The organism is Pseudomonas sp. LG1D9, from assembly GCF_002949995.1.
GTDB classification, from domain to species: Bacteria; Pseudomonadota; Gammaproteobacteria; order Pseudomonadales; family Pseudomonadaceae; genus Aquipseudomonas; species Aquipseudomonas proteolytica.
Genome location: NZ_CP026881.1, coordinates 5,553,872 through 5,573,823, shown reverse-complemented (window position 1 = coordinate 5,573,823; position 19,952 = coordinate 5,553,872). Strand labels below are relative to the sequence as shown.

Below are 19,952 nucleotides of genomic sequence, written 5' to 3'. Positions count from 1 at the left end.
CGCTACGCCTTACTTGGAAGTGTCGAGCAGCTTCACGCCCCACAGGCGCGGCTTGGCAACAGGCCAGGAACGATACCCCTCGACGCGCTTGCCCATGGCGCCGATGGCCGTGCCGTTATAGATAACCACCATGGGTACATCCTTGAGCATCAGCGTGTGCAGCTGGTCGAACAGTGGCTGGCGCTTGGCGGGGTCAACTTCACGCTGGGCCTCACGCAAGATGGCCAGGGCTTGGGGGTTGTCCCAGACCTTACGCGGTTCCTTGGCCTTGTCGCCGATCACCGATTCGTAGCTTTGCGCCGCATCGAAACGTCCCGAGTAGGAGAACGACATCATCTGGTAGCTACCGGTCTGGTAACGCTCCAACTGTGTGCCCCACTCCAGGGTTTCCATCTCGATGTTCAGCCCTGCCGCCTGGGTCATGGCCTGGCTGAGCAAGCCCATGTCGAACATCTGCGGGTAGCGCTTGTTGACCAGCATGCGGATTTTTTCACCGCGGTAGCCGGCTTCCTTCAACAGGCGCCGGGCCTCGTCGAGGTTATAGGTATAGCCTTGGTGCGCGGTGCTGTCGTAGTACGGGCTCGCCGTGGGAATGATTGAGTTGTTGACCACCGACAAACCATCGGACAACGCCGCCACCATCTGCGCGTAATCCAGGGACAACGCCACCGCGCGACGGATGCGCACGTCCTTGAGCAGCGGGTCGCGGGTCTGGAACAACAGCCCGCTGATGGTCATGATCGGGCTGACTTGGATCTGCAGGTTCTTGACCTGCTTGAGTTGTGCGGCATCCATTGCGGTCACGTCCGGCAGCAGGTCCACGCCACCCGACAGCAGCGCCGCCTTGGCCGAGGCCGAATCGGGGATCACCTCAAACCGCACGGTGTCGACAAACGCCTGCTTGTTGCCGGTGTAACCGTCCGCCTTGTCTTCGGCGCGTGGGGTGTATTGCTTGAAGCGATCCAGTTCGACGTACTGGCCCTTCTGCCATTTGCCCAGGGTGAACGGGCCAGTGCCAATCGGTGCGCGCCAACTGCCATCGGCGGCCAGGGAGTCTGGGTGCAGGATGCCGCTGCCCGCGCAATCCGGGCGGGCCATGGCGGCCAGGAACAAGCCATTGGCTTGATCCAGGGTGAACACCACGGTTTTCGGGTCGGGGCTGGCGATATCAACGATCTTCGCCGCACCGCGCCCATCGAACTCCGCCAGGCAACGCCACTGGGTCTTGGGGGCCAGGTAGCGCTGCCAGGTCCATTGCACGTCCTTGGCCGTCAATAGCTGGCCGTTGTGAAAGTGCACGCCGTCACGCAGGGTAAAGGTGTAGCGCAGGCCATCCGCCGACACGTCAACCGCGCTGGCTAGCATCGGGGCGATGCTGGTGTCTTCACGGTACGCCACCAACCCTTCGACGAGATGCATCATCACCGCGTCGGTGTTGTCGTCGCGGTTGACGCCAGGGTCGGTGCTGCGGATATCACCGTTGATCCCAACGCTGATGACCTTGTCCTGGGCAACGGCCATGGAGACGGTGCACGCCGACATTACGACGGCCAATGCCGTCTTTACGTAACTATTCACGGGAGAAAGACTCCTTGAAGGAATTTTCCGGTCAGTGGCGGGAGCCAAGGCAGGACCGGCATCAGAATGAGTGAATCCTTGGTTATTGTTATGCGGTCTGTTCTGAGTGCATCACTTGCGGTGTATCAGCCCAGGCTGCGCTTGTGGCGCAACACCTTGGCGAAAAAGTCCTGGGCGGCCGGCATGGCCTTGATGCCCTGGTGGGCGACGTTGGGCAGCAGGTCAAAGTGCACCTGCACACCGGCGGCCTCGAAGCTGGCCTTCAAGGTAGCCAGACGCTCGGGTCGCGTACGCCCGGCAGCGTTGGCACCGGCCATGAAGTGTTTGCCGCCTTCACGGTGGGTAATTTCCCAGGTTTCGAGGTCTGAATCACCCACCACCATATGCACGGGCAACCGCTGCAGGGCTGGCAGGTTCAGTGGTTTGCCAAAGCGCGTGGCAAAGTCCCGCACGCCGACCCACCAGTCCTGATCGGCATCGAGCAGGGTCACCGAACCCGGTGCGCCGATGGACGCCGCCCAGAGTTTTTCGGGGTGCAGGTAGCAGAAGCGATGGGTGAATTGCCCACCACCGGAATAGCCGAACAGTGCAAAGGTATCGAAGCTGCGACCGTAGCGCTTGCCAACGCTGGCAATCATGTCGAGTAGCACTTGGTCGTAACGGATATCGCCTTCGACCATCTGCTTGTAGCCATCACCATTGCCGTCGCCCAACACGCCGACCGGGAACAGCGGCGACAGGATCACACAATCGTTCCAGCGGCCAAATTCCGCGAAACCATTGCGGTAAATCTCCATCGCGCGGGTCGAGCCGTGCAGCGAAACCACCAGGTCTACCGGCCGGGTGCGGTCCTCGATGCTTTCAGGCACATAAAGGGTGTAGGCAAACCGGCTGTCCTCATAGTGGGAGTACACGGTGGTGGCGCCGAGGTGATACACGTTTTTTGCCGCACGTAATGCTGCGTCTTCAGGGCTGATATCTGGATTGCTCATTTGGAAAGTTCGCCGAGTCAGTTCGGACTTGAGTATTGGTCGAGCACTATAAAAAGAAAAACTAATTTAACTTTAACCAGAGTAAACAAAAGCTTTACGATGCCGGCGTACCCATGAGCGCGGGCCTACCCATGAGCAACATTCGTTTCTTCAAGACGTTTATCGCCGTTGCCGAGTACGGCAGCTTTGCCGCCGCCGCCGACCGTGTGGCCCTCACCAACGCCGCCGTCGGCCAGCAAATGCGCGCCCTCGAAGAAGAGATGCGCCGACCGCTGTTCGACCGTAGCCAGCGGCAGATCAAGCTGAGCCGCGATGGCGTGTTGTTGCTGCCCAAGGCCAAGCGCCTGTTGGCGGACTACGAGCAAATGATTGCCGAGGCGCCCGATGGCATGGCCATGGAGGGTGAAGTGTCCATCGGCGGCATTACCTCCGGCATGGGCCTGCTCGCCAATTGCCTGGTGCAACTGAAAAAGCTGCACCCGCGCATATCGGTCAACCTGATGACCGCCCGCTCCGACGAAGTGGTCAACCTGGTCCACGCCGCCAAGCTCGACGCGGCATTGCTGATCGAGACGGCGCGGCAGAACTTCGATGGATTGAGCTGGACCCTGCTCTACAACGAGCCCATCGTCATGCTCGCCAACACCGCCCAGACCGCCGGCATCGACGACGCTGTGGAATTGCTCAGGACCCAGCCGTTCATTCGCTATGACCGCTCCACCGCGGTAGGCCGCAAGGTGCAGTCGATCATCAAGAGCGAATCGGTCGAACCGCTGGAAATCCTCGAACTGAACTCGATCATCGGCATCGCCGACCTGGTGCGCCAGCAAGTTGGCGTGGCGATCGTGCCGCTGCTGAAGAACTTTGACTGGCACAAAGACCCCAGCCTGCGCGTATTACCGCTGCCAGGGGACCTGGCGGTACGCCGGGTGGGAATTTTGGAGCAAGGCACCAAAAGCGCGATTACCGGGGAGATTCGCAAGTTGCTGATGTCGGCGGTGGCGAAGTGACCGTGACCGGGCGGTGGTCTGAGGATCACCCTGGAACATTGCGATCCTCTGCCTAGCCCCACCGGGCAATACAGTGCTCAGACCAGCCCCCTCTCCAAAATCCAGCTTTAAAAACGCCCGTTTTTATTACCAGACGATATAAACGACTGTGAAATATGACAGTTACATCCTCGCCGCCGAGCCCGTAGTTTCTGGGTAAAAACAGGGCTACCCCACACAAGGAGAGGATGATGGCGCATAACCCTATGGGCACCGACCCAACCGACGACGAAAACGATCCGATCTTCAATGCGACGACCCAAAAGCGCAATGTCGTCGACCCACGCACCGGTCTATTTGAAGTCTATGTGCCCTTGCCCTCGGTGATTGGCAACGCCGGCAATGGACCGGTCATTGAAATGAGCCTGCACAATACGCCGGTGGTCAATAACGAGGCCGCGCTGGGGGACGGCTGGTTCTATTGCATGACCACTTTCAGCGAGCACCACAAGAAGCTCACGCTGCATTCCGGTGAAGTGTTGGCAATGGAAAAAGATAAAGATCTCAAGCAGTCCGCGATTATTGCGCAATGGAGTGCAGGCAAGTTGACGGTCCAGCGCAGAGGTGGCCGCAAGGAAGTGTTGGTGGCGGTGGGGAACACAGGGATTTATGTGCCCGAATCACTGACCACCGATGGTTACAACAGCCTGACCCTGAGCTGGATGCATACCCCCCATGTCATTGACGGCAAGACCTATTACCAGATCCAGTTGAGCGAAATCCGCGACGCCACCCGCAGCCTGCTCAAGGTGCAATACACCCCCGGCGACCCCAATGCCGCGACGGTCATCAGCGCAGCCAACCTGACGTTCTGGCCCGATGACGCAAGTGAAACCCTGGACTACGCCCTGGCCATCGAAAATTACGCACTCAAATCCGTCAGCCTGGGTGCGACTATCAAAAGCAGTTTCGAGTACGACGATCACCCCACCTGTGGCTGGCTGTTGACCAAAATCACCCACTTCGAGGGGCTCCAGGAGCAGGTGCAATACGAGGACAACGGCCTGACCTTTCCGGACAACCCCAAGTTGTCGGCGTTGCCCTGTGTCAGCACCCATACCCGCACCCCCAATGGTGGCGGGACGCCGGTCATTACCCGGTATGTCTATGAGCGCCAGGATGAAGACAACTACCGCACCATCGTGCGTGAGGGCGATCCGGCGATTCGGACCACGACTTATAACTACAACGCAAAACACGACGTCACATCGCAAGTCCTGGTTCAGGGGACGGCTAAAACCGAAAAAAGATACACGATGCAGGTGCAGGAAGAATTGCTTAGCCGCACGATTTCCACCACCTATACAAAGGCGGGTACAAGCAGAGAGGAAAAAAATGAAAACCGCTTCAATGCTCACTCCATGCTGGTCAAAAACCGGCAAGAAAGAATCACCACGGCACTGGATTACATTCCTGCCCCAGTGGCGATTCCAGGGGGCTCGAGTCACACACCCTCAGACAGCGAAACTACATTGCACAGCTTGCTGAATTTGATCCGATCAGCGTCAACCCAGCAGACCAACCAAGCAGTCGACACCTCATGGACCCCTATTCGGTTAATCCCTAATGAGTTGTTTACTTCAACTTATCTGGACACCGAAATCGTCGAGAACCCAGGCCTGCTGGCACTCATTCCAGAACTGTTGCCCGGCTTACTGCCTGAGCTTCTGAACGTCTCAAGTTTCAAGTATCACGCCTACAAAGAAATACCAGGCTTGCGCGAGTCGAAAATCAGCAGCACTTTACAAGGAAGCCTCACCTTTGCAGCCCGTTCTGGCGCCGCGCTGATCGGCCAGCGTATCGAGTACTTCGAAGGCGACGACTTTCGCAAGGGCCGCGTGAAGACACTGACCCGCAGCACGCTGGGGACACGTGACCGGCGACCGATTGCTTCCGACCCCGCGCGTACCCTTGGCTACGTACTGGGCGGGGCCGGTAATACCGAGTTGACCACCACCATCACCGACACCGATGAAACCGGCAAAACCCGTACCTCGTCGCAAACCCAGAGCACCCTCAGTGGGCGCCTGGTGCGCCAGGTCGATGCCGACGGCAACCGGACTGAGTATGCCTACAACAACTTCGGCCAACTGATCACCCTGACCGTCTGCGCCCAAAGCACCACCTATCGTCAGGTCACAACCTATGCGTATCCCGCCCCCGGCCAGATAAAGATCACCGCCCCCAACGGCCAGACGCGCTTGAGCCAATACGACGGCCAGGACCAATTGGTCAGCGAGCACCTGCTGCAGGGTAACCAGAGCAAGCAGACCAAGGCCGTCACCTATGACAGCCTGGGCCGTGAACTGCGCCGGTCCGAGTTCGATTACGACGCTGCCGGGAACCAACTGGTGCACTGGCAGCAAGCGCACTATGACGACTGGAACGAGGTCAGCAGCCAGCGTTACAGCGATGGCCGGCAGACCTTCAACCTGTACGACCCCATCGCCCTGACTCGCGCCCAATGGACCGGCACGGCCACTGACAAGCATGCAATCGTAACGTCCTACAACGTGGACGAGACTATCAAAAAGATTGAATGGAAAGACCAGGCCGGCCAGGTCTACCAGACCCAGACGTTTGACTACACCCCGTCCAAGCGCGTCAAGCAACTGAAAATCGACAACGAGTTCGGTTTCACCACCCTCGACTACACCTTCGATAGCGCCGGCCGCCTGCTGAGTGAAAGACACAGCGAAAAAGGCCGGGGCCTGCTCGACCTTCCCTTTGTCTACACCTATCACTACACCTACCCAGTGCATTGGCTGTTGCTGGACGCGACGCAGATCGAGATCGAGACGGGCGGCACTCGACAGATCCTGGGCAAGCGCAGCGTTGACAGCTGGGGGCGAGTCACTTCGCTGACCCGAGGCAGTAGCACCGAAACCTATACCTACGACGGTACCAGCCATGTGCCGGCAACGACGCTGACCGCCAATGGCCAGGCCCTGAAGCATGACTACATCAAGGAGTTGGGCAATCGCCTGGCCAAGACCAGCACCGCAGACGCCAGTGCACACACGTCTTTTGCCTATGCCTTTGGCACGCAAGATGTTGCGACGGCCAGCGAGGGTGACCGCTTACTGCAATACGACCATGACCTCTATCTGCGGGTCAGCCGACAGCATGTGCAAACCGCGCCCGGTCAGAGCAAGGATCTGCTCTACACCCACTCGCTGGGCTCGCGGCTGCTCGATAGCACCGATGCGCTGGGCAACCAGACCCTCTTCTCGTATAGCTCGACCGGGCAACGTTACGCGGCCAACAACTTTCACTTCACCACCAGTCATTCCTACGATGACCAGGGGCGGTTTAACGAAGAAATCATTGCTGGGCCCTATAACCTCGCGCCCGCGTCACCCGTCACCTTTCTTGTGAAGTACACCCACGACTCCCAACAGCGCGAAACCCGCCGCCACTTCACCCTCAGCGGCCAAGTCGACCTGCTGCTGGAAAATACCTACTACGCCGACGACAAGCTCAAGTCGGTGCAGTTGAAACAGGGCGCCACTGTGTTGGGCTCGCGCAGCCTGACCTATACCCCCGCAGGCCGCCTCAACTCCTGTACCACCACCGGCGTCTGGCGGCCCAAGACGCCCACGCACAAAGCCATCGACAAGCAGGAATTTACTTACAATGCACTGGGTGACGTCCTCACCTGCGTGACCACCTTCGGCACCGCGAAAAACACCGCCACCTACACCTACGACGCGCTTAATGGCTACCGTCTGGTCAAAGTCATGAACAGCCATGGGGATTACACCGCGTCTGCCACGTTGAGTTATGACGCCGCCGGGCGGCTAACCCAGGACCAGTCGGGCAAGACCTACAGCTATGACTGGCTGGGCCGGCTGATCCGGGCCGGGAGCACACATTATCGTTACGATCCGGCCAGCCGCCTGATGACCCGTGATGAGGGCACAGGCCCACAACAGGTGCTCTACGACGGACTCAAGGCCTGCGGCGACTATTCGCCTGGGACCAACGTCAACAGCCGCAACCTCAACCCTGGCAGCACCGCCTGTACCGCGCAACGGGTCAAGCGCTCAGGCGTCGAGCGCACACTGTTCGAGCTGCGGGACAGGAGTGGCAGCGTATTGGCCAGCTACGACGTGCAGGCACAAACCCTCAAGCACCACGCCTACACCGCCTATGGCGAACACTTTTGCGATGAGCCCGACTCGCTGCTGGGCTTCAACGGTGAATACCGTGACGTCCAGTACCCCCTGGGGATGGGCGTGCGCTGGTATGACGCCGCCAGCATGCGCTTTAACGCCCCCGATGAACTGAGCCCGTTCGGCAAAGGTGGGCCTAATCTCTATGCCTACTGTGCCGAAGGCGATCCCGTGAATTATCAGGACCCCACTGGGCACTTTTCCGTGGACAAGCGGCTACGGGAGATCTGGGGGGACACGCTGCCAGAGCCGTTGGGATTCAAGGGAGGAGAAGGAGCGTTGATTAACACGTTGCTATGGGGAGGGATCGGCGTGATGACCGCAGTGATGACAGGCGGTACCTCGCTGTTGCTGACAGCGGCCCTTGTCGGGCTCGCCGCGACCTCGCTGGCCACCGGCGTCACCTCCGTACTGGTAGCAGACAATGACCCCGACGCGTCAAGCATCCTGGCCTGGGTGTCACTGGGCACCGGAGCGTTAGGCGGCCTGGGAACACTGGCGGGCAAAGCAGCGCAGTTGACCGGGTACCTGGGACGGTCGTTACCGGCAGTCGCCAGGGATCTGATCAGCAAGGCATCCAGGGCGGTGATCAGCCCGCTGAAGCAGTCCAGCCTGGGCCGGGGACTTGAACGCTTTTGGGTAAAAGTACTGCCCAAGCCCGCCGTCGCCACGAGTGCTTACTACATTGAAAGCTCACTGACGTCACAAAAGGGGCTTTCTGGACTGTTCGACCTCGGTGATGCGAATACGCTCTCGTTCGTAACCTCCGGCGTCCTGGGAAATCTGGGGCTCCTGGAGTCAGAACCCGCTCAACTGGCCGACACATTCGTCGGTGATATCACCTGGCTGCCCTTCGGCAGTTGGGGCGGGTTATGGCTGACGATCAGGGGCCGCTGACGCAGGCCCCAGATGCACTCAAGCGAGCAGGGCCTGACGCCCTGCCCGCTTGGTGTTGTGCGTCAATGTCTGCAGGTAAAACGCGAATCAGCCGAGGTCGCCACCGCCTACCGGCAAGGTCACGCCGGTGATATAGGAGGCTTCGTCAGAGGCCAGGAACAGGATTGCGCCCACTTGTTCGTCGATGTTGGCGTAGCGCTTCATCAGGCTGCTATCCAGGGTCTGGTCGACGACCTGCTGGTACCACACGCGCTCCTGCTCGCTCTGCGGCTGGTTATTGCGCGGGATGCGCCGCGGCGGTGCCTCGGTGCCACCGGGCGCGGTGGCGTTGACGCGGATGCCACTGCCAGCGGTTTCCAGGGCCAGGCAGGCAGTCAGGGCATTCACCCCGCCCTTGGCCGCGCCATAAGGCACGCGATTGATCCCGCGCGTGGCGACCGAAGACACATTGACGATGGCGCCGCTGCCCTGCTCCAGCATGTAGGGCAGCACGCAATGGCAGCACCACAGGGTGGGGAACAGCGAGCGGCGCACTTCGGCTTCGATTTGCGCCACCTCGTAGTACTCAAAGGGCTTGGCCCAGATGGTCCCGCCGACGTTGTTGATCAGAATGTCGATGCGCCCAAACCGTACCTTGGCGGCGGCCATTACCTCGGCACACTCGGCATGCTGCTCAAGGTCGGCGGTCAGGGCCAGCACCCGGGCGTGTTGCAACTCGTGCACCAGTTCCGAGCGATCGACGGCGACCACCCAGGCGCCCTCCCCAAGCAACCGTTCGGCAACGCGCCGGCCGATGCCCTGGGCGGCGCCAGTGACCAGCGCAACCTTGGAGTCAAAACGTGGAGTCATGCTGATTTCCTCAGGCCGCATCAGAGCTGGCGACAACGTTGGGGGTAAATTTCTCGTAATGAAAACTGGCCGGGGTCACACCCATCTGCTTGAAGTACTGGCGCACCGCATCAACCATCGGCGGCGGCCCGCACAGGTAAACGTCCACATCGCCGCCATTGAGAACGTCGCTGGCCATATGCTGGGTGACATAGCCCTGGCGCGGGTGCGCGGTCTGCGGGTCGGCCACGCAGGTGACAAGCGTCAGGTTGGGCAACCGCCCGGCGAAGGCCTCCAGGGCCTCGACCAGCACCAGGTCCTGATCCCGGGTCACGCCGTAGATCAGCGTAATCGGCCGGGTTTCCCCACGCAGGGCCAGCACTTCAAGCATCGACAGAAACGGCGCCAGGCCGGTGCCGCCGGCCAATAGCAGCAGCGGCCGCTGCACCTCACGCAGGTAAAAACTGCCCAACGGCCCGGTCATCGCTACGCTATCGCCCGGCTGGGCACGCTCCAGCCAGCCGCTCATCAACCCGCCCGGTACATGCTTGATCAGGAAACTGGCGTGGGTGTCGCCAGGGCGGCTGCTGAATGAATAAGCGCGCGTCTGCCCGCTGTCGGGCACGCCGATATTCACGTACTGGCCTGGGAGAAACACCGGAACCTGATCCAGTTCGAAACTCACCTGCAGTGCGGCATCGGCGTGGCGGGTGATGCCGGCCAGCGTCGCGACGAACTGCGTAGTGCCGGTCTTGCATGCACTGGACGGCACGGGCACGGCAATCACGCAATCGGACTGCGGCACCATCTGGCAGGTCAGTACCTGGCGCTCCTGGGCTTCGTCCGCGCTCAGGGCATCTTCGATATAGTCGTCGCCCAAGTCATAGGTGCCGGTTTCACAGCGGCATTTGCAGGTGCCGCAGACGCCATCCGAGCAATCCATGGGCAGGTTGATGCGTTGGCGAAAGGCGGCGTCGAGCACCTTCTCTCCCACCTTGCAGTCGATGAAGCGGGTCACCCCATCTTCGAAGTTCAGGGCAATGGCATACGTCATGGCGGTGTCCTCAGATGTGGTAGATGTCGATGACCTGGTGGATGTAATCGTTTTTCAGCACCACCTTCTTGCGCGTGATCAGCGGCTGCTCGCCGCGTATATCCAAGGCATAGAACGAGGTGCCGAAGTAGCTGTCGGTGGTCTTGTAGCGGTGGCTGAGGGTGTGCCAATTGAAGCGCAGCTCGACCTGGGCACCATCGTCGGCCAGCACTTCGAGGTTGCACAGCATGTGCACGGTGCGTGGCTCGGGCGTGCTGGCGCTGGAGCGCTCGGTCTTGATGCGGAAGATGCGGTCTTCCAGGCCGTCACGGCTGGGGTAGTAGATCAGCGAGATTTCGCTGTGCGGGTCTTCGGTGAGGGTGTCGTAGTCATCCCAGGCGGGCATCCAGAACTGCGCCTTGGGCGAATAACACGCCAGCCATTCATCCCATTGGCGGTCATCCAGCAGGCGCGCTTCGCGGTAGAGAAAGTCCAGCAGGCGCTCACGGGACAGGCTCATAGCTGCACCTCCCGGTCGCTGGCGATCAGGCCTTGCTGTTCACGCTCGATCGCGCGCTGCAGGCTCTGGGCCCAATGCGCATGCTGGCGTACGAACAAGCCTTCGTCTTCGGTCTTCACCCCGCTCAGTTGCGGCTGCATGCCCATGGCCCTGGCGTTGTCGTCCGCCCCCTCGACCCACTGCTTGGCACCCCGGCTCAGGTCATTCCACAAGGTGCTCGCGCCCTGGTAGCCGGTCTGGCAGGCACGGAACTCTTCCAGGTCATCTGGAGTGCCCATGCCGCTGACGTTGAAGAAGTCTTCGTACTGACGGATCCGCGTCGCCCGCTCCTGGGGGCTTTCGCCAATCGGCGCCATGCAATAGATCGTCACCTCGGTTTTGTCCACCGCCAGCGGCCGCACCACGCGGATCTGCGTGGAGAACTGGTCCATCAGGTACACATTGGGGTAGAGGCACAGGTTGCGGGTCTGGTCGACGATAAAGTCGGCGCGTTCCTGGCCCAGGCGCTCGGCCAATGCCGCGCGGTGGGCATGTACCGGCCGCACCTCGGGGTTGAGCAGGCGCGTCCACAGCAGGATATGCCCATGATCGAAGGCGTAGACCCCGCCCAGGCTTTTCGACCAGCCATTGGCATCGACGGTGCGCGTGCCTTCGGCCTCGTAATTGCGCCGGCCCATGGTTGCCGAGTAGTTCCAGTGCACGGAGCTGACGTGGTAGCCATCGGCGCCGTTCTCGATCTGCAGCTTCCAGTTGCCGTCGTAGACATAGGACGAACTGCCGCGCAGCACCTCCAGGCCCAGGGGCGCCTGGTCGACCATCTGGTCGATGATGACTCGGGTTTCGCCCAGGTACTCGCTCAGTTCCGGCACCGCCTCGCTGAGGCTGCCGAACAAAAAGCCGCGGTAGTTTTCAAAGCGCGCCAGGCGCTTGAGGTCGTGGGAACCCTCGCAGTCGAAGCTGTCCGGGTAGGCGCCGGTCTTCCCGTCCTTGACCTTGAGCAGCTTGCCGGCGTTGCTGAACGTCCAGCCGTGGAATGGGCAGGTGAATGAGCCTTTGTTCCCCTGTTTGCGCCGGCACAGCATGGCGCCACGGTGGGCACAGGCGTTGACCAGGCCATGCAGGGTGCCCTGCTTGTCGCGGGTGATGACCACCGGTTGGCGGCCGATCCAGGTGGTGTAGTAGTCGTTGATCTCGGCCACTTGGCTTTCATGGGCCAGGTAGATCCAACCGCCTTCGAAGATGTGCTTGATCTCGAGGGCAAACAGGTCGGGGTCGGTAAAAATGTCGCGGCGGCAGCGAAACACCCCGGTCGCGGGGTCTTCCTGGACGGACTCGCGCAGTTGTACGGCGAGGCGGTCGAGTGTACTGGTCATGGGGCAGGCCCTCCGTTGTTCTTGTATCAGGCGCCCTCACCGTACGTGTTCGTCCCCTGCCCCAATATCCACTTCCTGCAAATCTGTATCCGGCTGGCGCAAGCGGCTCAGCGATAGCGCTTCCAGGTCTGCGAAGGCAGCTCGCCAAAGCGTTTGCGATAGGCCTCGGAAAAACGCCCCAAGTGCACAAAGCCATGGTCCAGCGCCACCTCGGTCACGCTACGCGCGCTGGTCAGTTGCAGGCGCGCATGCACCCGTTCCAACTTGCGCCGACGCACATAGTCACGGGGCGACAGGCCGACCTGACGCTCGAACAGGCTATACAGCGAACGCTCGCTGACCTTGGCCACGGCCATCAGTTGCTCGATGCTGATGTCTTCGCTCAAGTGCTCCTCGATAAACTCGCGCACCGCCTCGAAGCCGCCGCCTTGACCCGCCTGGGGCACCACCCGCAACACGTTACTGGCCAACAGCGCCAACAGCTTATTGGCCACGATCCGCTCGTACAGGCCTTGTACTTGCGGCTCGGCGGCGTTTTCCGCCTCGTGACAGATCAACCCGAGCAACTGTAGGAAGCCGTCCATTTCACTCAACGCATGGCGCGCCGCGGCAAACCGGATACCCGCCTGGGGCAGTGTCCAGTGCTGCGCCAGGCAAGCGTTTTCCAGCAGGCGCACCGGCAACTTGATGATGAATTTCTCGCAATCGGCGGAATAGGTCAGGTCCACCGGGTCATCGGGATTGATCAGCAAGATCTCGCCCGGCCCGAAGATAAGCTCCTCACCCCGGGAATTGGAGCGGCAGTGGCCTGTCAGCAGGATCTGCAGATGGTAAATGGTTTCCAGCGCCACCGACGTGACCTGCACCGGCGCGCCGTAGCTGATACGGCACAAGTCCAGGCTGGAAAAAGTCCGGTGGCTGATACTCGCCATGGGCCGGCCCTTGGGCGGCAGGCGGATACAGTGGCTGCCCACATGCTGATTGACGTAATCCGACACGGCATAGGCATCGGCACCCTGGAAAATCTGGCTGCGCTCACTCAATAGCACGGTCATGGTGCGCCTCTTTATAGTTATTGGCCTCAGGCTGAGGCGTGGCGTGGCGAGCGTCCAATATGGATAAGGTCTAAAGGGATACCCTGGAGGTATGGTGGACTGATTGCGGCTTGATAATGCGCACTAGCCCGGGCATCAGGCTGCGGGCCACCGACTGCATGGCGACACGTCTTGATACGTGTTGGCCGATGCCGACTTGCGGAGAGGGAGTCCCCCGCTGGGTTGCGTAGCAGCCCCGAAAACAGCCACCTCGGTATACCTGGCAGACCGTGGTGAGGCTATTGGGGCGGCTTCGCCGCCCAGCGCGGGGCAAGCCCGCTCGCCACGAAAAGCCAGCTGTTAACCCCCCTGTGGCTAGGGGGCTTGTCCCCCGCTGGGCTGCAACGCAGACCCAAAACCAGCCACCTTGGTATATCTGGCAGACCGTGGTGAGGCTATTGGGGCGGCTTCGCCGCCCAGCGCGGGGCAAGCCCGCTCGCCACGAAAAGCCAGCTGTTCACCCCCCTGTGGCTAGGGGGCTTGTCCCCCGCTGGGTTGCGTAGCAACCCCAAAACCAGCCACCTCGGTATATCTGGCAGACCGTGGTGAGGCTATTGGGGCGGCTTCGCCGCCCAGCGCGGGGCAAGCCCGCTCGCCACGAAAAGCCAGCTGTTAACCCCCCTGTGGCTAGGGGGCTTGTCCCCCGCTGGGTTGCGTAGCAGCCCCAAAACCAGCCACCTCGGTATATCTGGCAGACCGTGGTGAGGCTATTGGGGCGGCTTCGCCGCCCAGCGCGGGGCAAGCCCGCTCGCCACAGGTCAGTACTGGCCCTTAATTCAGGGCAATTGGCCAAACAGCTGTTTTTGAAAGGTATGGGCCAAAGACGAAATGAGCCTACGACTGAATAGGTAATGATTCGCTCATTTGCGTGTGACATACCGCCAGAATTTCATCGGCCAACGCCGAGTCGTCAGGACAGGCGCGCGACAACATGATCGCACCGACCGCGCGCGCCAGCAGGTCGATCATCTTCGCCCTCGCCTCCCCCGGCGCCGCATCCGGCCCGATCGGGTATTTTTCACCGAGCGTTTGCAACATGTGCTCGATACCTTCAGCGAAGGCCGATTTCAACTCGGTGGACTGACGCGCCGCGTCACCGCACAACGCTGCCATGGTGCAACCCGTGGAGCGTCCGTCGCGATGCTCCCTGGACACGTACACGTCAATGAAATCCTTCACGCTCATGGCTTCGGCGCTGGCCAATGACTGCGCGAGACTGTTGGCCGACGCTTGCGCCATCAGGTCAGCCTTCGAGCCAAAATGTTTGTAGAAACCGCCGTGGGTAAAACCGGCGGCGGCCATCAGGTCGGCCACGCCGACACCATCAAAACCGCGCTCGCGAAACACCTTTGAGGCCGTTTCGACAATGTGCTCCCGATTTGCCTGGGCCTGGACCTTGGACACTCGCATATTCGATACCTCTGCACCGCTGAAATTCATCAGCCGATCATACATAGATGCTGATCATAATCAAAACTGTTGACAGCTTAGATTCCGATCATCATCCTAAATGCCAGCGATATGCCCACCGAATCAGGTTTATCGCTGCAGCAATCCCAATCCATATTCCAGACCAAGAGCCCACATCATGACTACTCGCCCTACCGTTCTTATCACTGGCGCGTCCACTGGCATCGGCGCGGTTTACGCCGAGCGTTTCGCCCAACGCGGGCACGACCTGGTGTTGGTCGCCCGCGACCATTCGCGCCTGGAAACGCTGGCTGCGACGTTGCGTGGAGAACACAGCGTCGCCATTGAAGTGCTTCAGGCCGACCTGACTCAACTCAGCGACCTGCACACCGTCGAAGCGCGCCTGCGTGATGACGCGCGCATTGGCATCCTCGTCAACAATGCCGGCGCCGCACAGTCCGGCACGTTCATCGAGCAAAGCACGGATAGCGTTGCGCAACTGGTGGCCCTCAACACCACCGCGCTGGTGCGGTTGGCCAGCGCCATCGCACCACGCCTGGCCAAAGCAGGTGAAGGCGCGATCATCAATATCGGCTCCGTGGTGGGGCTGGCACCGGAGTTCGGCATGTCGGTCTATGGGGCGACCAAGGCGTTTGTGCTGTTCCTTTCCCAAGGCCTGAGCCTGGAGCTTTCGCCTCAGGGGGTTTACGTGCAAGCCGTATTGCCAGCCGCCACCCGCACAGAGATCTGGGACCGCGCCGGTATCGACATCAATACCTTGAGCGAAATCATGGAAGTGGGTGATTTGGTCGATGCGGCGCTGGTCGGCTTCGATCGTCGCGAACCGGTGACCATTCCCGCGCTACAGGAAGGCGAGCGCTGGGATGCCCTGCAAACCGCACGTCAGGTCCTTTTGTCGCAAATCAGGCAGTCCGCCGTGGCGCAACGCTATTTGACGCAAGTCTGACGATTATCGAGCCGGCCGGCCTCACCCCACTCTCGATCCACCGACAAGGGCAGCTGCAACATGAAGGCATTTTTTATCGAACGCTACGGCAAGCAGAGCGCAATGATTGGCGACATGCCTGACCCTGCGGTGGGTGTGCACGACGTGCTGATCCAGGTGCATGCGACAAGCGTGAACCCGTTGGACTCGAAGATTAAAACGGGGGACTTCAAACTGATCCTGCCCTATACCTTTCCATTGGTACTGGGCAACGACCTGGCCGGAGTGGTCATTCGCACAGGCGCGGCGGTGGAGCGATTCAAGCCGGGCGACGAAGTCTACGCACGTCCCCCGGAGGCGCGGATCGGGACGTTTGCCGAACTGATCGCCGTGGACGAAAACGCCCTCGCGCTAAAGCCGGCGAACCTGGACATGGCCCAAGCGGCGTCCATCCCCTTGGCCGCCTTGACGGCCTGTCAGGCGCTGGTCGAGACCGCCCAACTGAAAAAAGGCCAAAAGGTGCTGATTCATGCCGGATCCGGCGGTGTTGGCACGCTGGCCATTCAACTTGCCAAACACCTCGGGGCCTTCGTCGCGACCACCACCAGCACGGCGAACGTCCAATGGGTGAAAGCACTCGGGGCGGATGTGGTGATTGATTACACACATGAGGATTTTGCACACGAGTTGCGCGATTTCGACGTGGTGTTGCACAGCCTCGGCACCGCGCTACTGGATAAGTCGCTCAAGGTGCTCAAGCCGGGCGGACAGCTTATTTCCCTTTCGGGGCCGCCGACTGCGCAATTTGCCCAAGCGCAAGGCTTGTCCTGGGTGCTGGGGCAAGTGATGCGCCTGCTGAGCAGCGGCATTCGCAGGAAAGCGCGCAAACAGGGGGTGAACTATGCATTTTTGTTTATGCGTGCCAACGGGACACAACTGCAGAAAATCACTTCGCTTATCGAGACAGGTGTCATCAAGCCGGTCATTGACCGAACGTTCCCTTTTGAGTCCATAGCAGAGGCGCTGCGGTACGTCGAACAGGGCAGATCGAGAGGCAAAGTCACCGTGACAATCAGGTAAGCGCCGATCAATCTCGCGGAGCCGGGCCAGTCGAACTTCCAATGCTTGCGAGAAAAATCCTGGTGTCCCGATTGGACCGCAGATGAACCACACGGCAAGCGGCTGGTGCAGTTGCCACGAGGTGCTGCATCTTTGCCCGCGCTGATTTTTTCGTCCGCCACATGAATGCAAAAAACTCCGGCAGGTTCGCCAGCATTTCGGGGCAGTTCTCGGGCAAGTCAGGCCGAGACTTCCCGCGATGGAGCAGCGCTCTGAGCAGGACGCGCAAGAATCGAAGCGGCGCTGAACGATCAATCCAGATCAGAAGATCTGCACGGGCCACTCGGTTGTCCCACGTGGCTGAATGGCCACCCTCGAATATCCAGTTATCGCGGGCCTCGACCTCAAGACAAAGCCGCGTCTTCTCGTCCCAGGTTCGTTCAACCCATCCTGGCTGCCAGTGGATAGTGTCGATATGAACCACTGGCAATCCGGTGCACTGGCCAAGCTTACGCGCCAACGTGCTTTTGCCAGACCCAGGTTGGCCCACAATCATCACCCGTTGCATACAAACTCCTTGTCGATGGGCCGCAACACTACTCAACCATAAGCCCTCGACGCACGCGCCCCGCTCTTTTGTAGGCTCTTACCACCGTATTGGTCTCACAAGAAATGATCCCCTCCAAGGCGCCCATCCGCGTGGTTGAGACGCTCCACAAGTCATGAATATCACGACACAAGACATGCCAAAACAACTGCGAACCACCACTGGTACCAAACAGGCAACGCGTGTGTTCATCCTTTGCCAGCGCCTGGGCAATACCCTCTGCCGCACCCGGTCGGGTTTGGAGCGACACAATCGCCTCGACCCCGTAGCCCACCAACAGAGGCTCCAGTTCCACGCGAAATGTCAGGGCATTACTGTCGACCAGCCCACTTAGCATGCGCTGGACCTTGGGCTCACTGACGCCGCAGGTTTCAGCAAGCACGCCCAGGCTGGCCCTTCCATCGAGCATTAACGCGCCCAGTAGCCGCATTTCGTCAGCACTCAGGCTTACCGGCCCGGCCAGCACCGGCTCAGTCGGCACCGAACCATCGATACGCCAGCGACTGGCTCGCCTGAACGATCTGAGTACCACTTGCGTTTGCACCTGCCTTACCCCCGGCACCAGCGGCAACTCCTGCACCACCATGTCAGAAAGCGCTTCCACACTGGGTAAGTTGATCTCGGTGAAGATGTCGAACTCTCCCGTTGTCGCCATGACCACCTGGGTCTGCGGCAACTGCGCCAGATGCTCCGCCACTTCCCGCTGGCGCCCGTCGGCTACCCGGATCCATGCATGCAGCACCGGGCCGCTGCCGACGACAACCGGATCGAGCTCGCCGATGACCCGGATATAACCACTGTCCATCAAGCGTTGCAGGCGCCGCGACAGCGTACGCTCCGCCACATCGCAGCAGGCACTCAGATCCCGCCAGGTGCCACGAGGGTTGGCTTGCAGTGCAATTAGGCAGGCCAGATCCGTTTCATCCAGCGCAACATGTCTTTTTTCATCCGTATCAACGGTTGACGAGACCATATTCTTACAATACCTTCGCTCAAGTGGCTAAATTAAAACAAAACAAGGCCGCACATGTCTAAAAATAATTACAATTCAAACCCAAAGGCACAAGCCAATGAATTATGCGACTCAAACGTCCCACGCGGCAAAGCCGCAGGTATCAACCGCGCGCAAAATTGCTGCTGGCAGCATTGGCAATGCGGTGGAGTGGTTTGACTGGACGATCTATGCGTCGTTCGCGGTGTTCTTTTCTACCCAATTCTTTCCGAAAACTGACGAAACGGCGTCATTGCTAGCGACTTTCGCTATTTTCGCCGTAGGTTTCTTCATGCGTCCCATCGGTGGCTGGGCCCTGGGGATCTACTCTGATCGCTATGGCCGCAAATCAGCGCTGGGCGTCACCATCATGCTGATGGCCGGCGGCTCCCTGATGATCGGCATAACCCCCACCTACGAGCAGATCGGCCTGCTGGCGCCGGTTTTGCTGGTGATCGCGCGACTGATGCAAGGCTTGTCGCTGGGCGGCGAATACGCGTCAGCCTCTACTTACCTTGCCGAGTTGGCGCCAGACCACCGTCGCGGCTTCTTTTCGAGCTTTGTATTCTTTAGTTCCGCTGCGGGCATTCTGACCGCTTCGGCGATTGGCTGGGCACTGACCACCGTCCTCACCGACGAGCAGATGAGGGAGTTCGGCTGGCGCATTCCGTTCTTGCTCGGCGCCTTGGGCGGTATCGCAGGCATTTGGCTGCGCATGTCGGTGCCTGAAGCGCAAGCCTCAACGCAAAAAACCAAGAAGGTAGAGAAGCAACCGCTGCGCACCCTGCTGCGTGATTATCCGCGCGAAACCCTGCGGATCGTGGGCTTTTCGATCCTCAGCACCTTTGCCTTTTACCTGTTCGTCATCTACATCCCGACCTATGCCATCCGAGCACTGCACGTGGAGTCCTCCACAGCCTTTGCGGCGAATACGGTGGCAATGGTCGCGTTCATGCTCGTGCACCCACTCTTCGGCATGCTCTCGGACAAGTTCGGGCGCAAGCCGCAACTGATCGTTTTTGCCCTGGGTTACCTGCTGTTCTTCTACCCGATTATCACCAGCATGCAGCCGACGTTCTCATCGATCCTGATGGTGGAGTTGTTCGGCCTGTTGCTCTACGCGCTTTATACCTCGATTGCGCCCGCAATCATGTCTGAACAATTCCCCAGCAGCGTTCGCGCCGTCGGCATTGGTGCGCCCTACAACCTGATGGTGGCATTGCTCGGCGGTACCACGCCTTATCTGCTGACCTGGCTGCAGAGCCACGGTCAAGAGAGCTGGTTCTTCTATTACGTGCTCGCAGGCGCCGCGCTCACCCTGATTACGTTCATCAAAATGCCAGAAACAGCCGGGAAACCACTGAAATAGCCACTGGCTCGAACAACGCGATGCGATCCCC

General features: G+C 60.2%; 15 protein-coding genes. 5 read left to right on the top strand and 10 right to left on the bottom strand.

The window, feature by feature from the left end; genetic code table 11:
* Nucleotides 1–9: 9 nt before the first annotated feature.
* Together C5F71_RS25755 and C5F71_RS25750 are read right to left on the bottom strand one after the other, a co-directional pair.
* Nucleotides 10–1,578 (bottom strand): ABC transporter substrate-binding protein, encoded by a 1,569-nt coding sequence (locus C5F71_RS25755; protein WP_104912299.1) that lies wholly within the window; start codon nucleotides 1,576–1,578, stop codon nucleotides 10–12.
* A gap of 125 nt (nucleotides 1,579–1,703) precedes the next feature.
* Nucleotides 1,704–2,570 carry a hydrolase gene (locus tag C5F71_RS25750; RefSeq protein WP_070994931.1) on the bottom strand — a complete coding sequence of 289 codons (867 nt, stop codon included), beginning with the start codon at nucleotides 2,568–2,570 and terminating at the stop codon, nucleotides 1,704–1,706.
* A 131-nt stretch (nucleotides 2,571–2,701) separates the two neighbouring features.
* On the opposite strand from C5F71_RS25750, the gene C5F71_RS25745 reads away from it, so the two are divergent.
* Nucleotides 2,702–3,580 (top strand): LysR family transcriptional regulator, encoded by an 879-nt coding sequence (locus C5F71_RS25745; protein ID WP_029290644.1) that lies wholly within the window; start codon nucleotides 2,702–2,704, stop codon nucleotides 3,578–3,580.
* 230 nt (nucleotides 3,581–3,810) lie between these two features.
* Nucleotides 3,811–8,691, top strand: a complete 4,881-nt coding sequence (locus tag C5F71_RS25740) for an RHS repeat domain-containing protein (RefSeq protein WP_158682892.1) — start codon at nucleotides 3,811–3,813, stop codon at nucleotides 8,689–8,691.
* An 87-nt stretch (nucleotides 8,692–8,778) separates the two neighbouring features.
* Here the strand turns inward: C5F71_RS25740 and C5F71_RS25735 are convergent, their stop codons facing one another.
* From C5F71_RS25735 to C5F71_RS25710, 6 genes are all read right to left on the bottom strand, one after another.
* Nucleotides 8,779–9,540: a 1,6-dihydroxycyclohexa-2,4-diene-1-carboxylate dehydrogenase gene (locus tag C5F71_RS25735; protein ID WP_104912297.1), complete on the bottom strand. Its 762-nt coding sequence runs from the start codon at nucleotides 9,538–9,540 to the stop codon at nucleotides 8,779–8,781.
* A gap of 10 nt (nucleotides 9,541–9,550) precedes the next feature.
* A complete protein-coding gene (gene benC / locus C5F71_RS25730) occupies nucleotides 9,551–10,573 on the bottom strand; it encodes a benzoate 1,2-dioxygenase electron transfer component BenC (protein WP_104912296.1) in 1,023 nt (340 codons plus the stop codon).
* A 10-nt stretch (nucleotides 10,574–10,583) separates the two neighbouring features.
* Entirely contained in the window at nucleotides 10,584–11,072 is a 489-nt protein-coding gene (gene benB / locus C5F71_RS25725) for a benzoate 1,2-dioxygenase small subunit (protein ID WP_070994934.1), read from the bottom strand.
* Entirely contained in the window at nucleotides 11,069–12,445 is a 1,377-nt protein-coding gene (locus tag C5F71_RS25720) for a Rieske 2Fe-2S domain-containing protein (protein WP_104912295.1), read from the bottom strand. The genes benB and C5F71_RS25720 overlap by 4 nt, the downstream gene beginning before the upstream one ends.
* 107 nt (nucleotides 12,446–12,552) lie before the next feature.
* The gene (locus C5F71_RS25715) at nucleotides 12,553–13,500 is read right to left on the bottom strand and encodes an AraC family transcriptional regulator (protein WP_104912294.1); all 948 of its coding nucleotides are present in this window, start codon (nucleotides 13,498–13,500) and stop codon (nucleotides 12,553–12,555) included.
* A gap of 873 nt (nucleotides 13,501–14,373) precedes the next feature.
* Nucleotides 14,374–14,949, bottom strand: coding sequence for a TetR/AcrR family transcriptional regulator (locus C5F71_RS25710; protein ID WP_104912663.1), 576 nt, complete (start codon nucleotides 14,947–14,949; stop codon nucleotides 14,374–14,376).
* Between the two features lie 178 nt (nucleotides 14,950–15,127).
* Between C5F71_RS25710 and C5F71_RS25705 the strand changes: the two genes are divergently transcribed.
* Nucleotides 15,128–15,916 (top strand): SDR family oxidoreductase, encoded by a 789-nt coding sequence (locus C5F71_RS25705; protein ID WP_104912293.1) that lies wholly within the window; start codon nucleotides 15,128–15,130, stop codon nucleotides 15,914–15,916.
* Between the two features lie 60 nt (nucleotides 15,917–15,976).
* Nucleotides 15,977–16,975 carry an NADP-dependent oxidoreductase gene (locus C5F71_RS25700; RefSeq protein WP_104912292.1) on the top strand — a complete coding sequence of 333 codons (999 nt, stop codon included), beginning with the start codon at nucleotides 15,977–15,979 and terminating at the stop codon, nucleotides 16,973–16,975.
* Between the two features lie 7 nt (nucleotides 16,976–16,982).
* On the opposite strand, the gene C5F71_RS29455 is transcribed toward C5F71_RS25700, so the two are convergent.
* Together C5F71_RS29455 and C5F71_RS25690 are read right to left on the bottom strand one after the other, a co-directional pair.
* Nucleotides 16,983–17,522: an ATPase AAA gene (locus C5F71_RS29455; RefSeq protein ID WP_029290620.1), complete on the bottom strand. Its 540-nt coding sequence runs from the start codon at nucleotides 17,520–17,522 to the stop codon at nucleotides 16,983–16,985.
* Nucleotides 17,523–17,550: 28 nt separating this feature from the next.
* Nucleotides 17,551–18,534, bottom strand: a complete 984-nt coding sequence (locus C5F71_RS25690) for an Lrp/AsnC family transcriptional regulator (RefSeq protein ID WP_050492663.1) — start codon at nucleotides 18,532–18,534, stop codon at nucleotides 17,551–17,553.
* A gap of 97 nt (nucleotides 18,535–18,631) precedes the next feature.
* Here C5F71_RS25690 and C5F71_RS25685 point away from each other — a divergent pair, with 97 nt between their 5' ends.
* Nucleotides 18,632–19,921 carry an MFS transporter gene (locus C5F71_RS25685; RefSeq protein ID WP_104912291.1) on the top strand — a complete coding sequence of 430 codons (1,290 nt, stop codon included), beginning with the start codon at nucleotides 18,632–18,634 and terminating at the stop codon, nucleotides 19,919–19,921.
* Nucleotides 19,922–19,952: the final 31 nt, after the last annotated feature.

Coding starts and splice junctions, on each gene's coding strand:
- C5F71_RS25700 (WP_104912292.1), top strand. CDS start 15,977: ATGAAGGCATTTTTTATCGAACGCTACGGCAAGCAGAGCGCAATGATT.
- benC (WP_104912296.1), bottom strand. CDS start 10,573: ATGACGTATGCCATTGCCCTGAACTTCGAAGATGGGGTGACCCGCTTC.
- C5F71_RS25750 (WP_070994931.1), bottom strand. CDS start 2,570: ATGAGCAATCCAGATATCAGCCCTGAAGACGCAGCATTACGTGCGGCA.
- C5F71_RS25745 (WP_029290644.1), top strand. CDS start 2,702: ATGAGCAACATTCGTTTCTTCAAGACGTTTATCGCCGTTGCCGAGTAC.
- C5F71_RS25735 (WP_104912297.1), bottom strand. CDS start 9,540: ATGACTCCACGTTTTGACTCCAAGGTTGCGCTGGTCACTGGCGCCGCC.
- C5F71_RS25685 (WP_104912291.1), top strand. CDS start 18,632: ATGAATTATGCGACTCAAACGTCCCACGCGGCAAAGCCGCAGGTATCA.
- C5F71_RS25720 (WP_104912295.1), bottom strand. CDS start 12,445: ATGACCAGTACACTCGACCGCCTCGCCGTACAACTGCGCGAGTCCGTC.
- benB (WP_070994934.1), bottom strand. CDS start 11,072: ATGAGCCTGTCCCGTGAGCGCCTGCTGGACTTTCTCTACCGCGAAGCG.
- C5F71_RS25710 (WP_104912663.1), bottom strand. CDS start 14,949: ATGCGAGTGTCCAAGGTCCAGGCCCAGGCAAATCGGGAGCACATTGTC.
- C5F71_RS25740 (WP_158682892.1), top strand. CDS start 3,811: ATGGCGCATAACCCTATGGGCACCGACCCAACCGACGACGAAAACGAT.
- C5F71_RS25705 (WP_104912293.1), top strand. CDS start 15,128: ATGACTACTCGCCCTACCGTTCTTATCACTGGCGCGTCCACTGGCATC.
- C5F71_RS25690 (WP_050492663.1), bottom strand. CDS start 18,534: ATGGTCTCGTCAACCGTTGATACGGATGAAAAAAGACATGTTGCGCTG.
- C5F71_RS29455 (WP_029290620.1), bottom strand. CDS start 17,522: ATGCAACGGGTGATGATTGTGGGCCAACCTGGGTCTGGCAAAAGCACG.
- C5F71_RS25715 (WP_104912294.1), bottom strand. CDS start 13,500: ATGACCGTGCTATTGAGTGAGCGCAGCCAGATTTTCCAGGGTGCCGAT.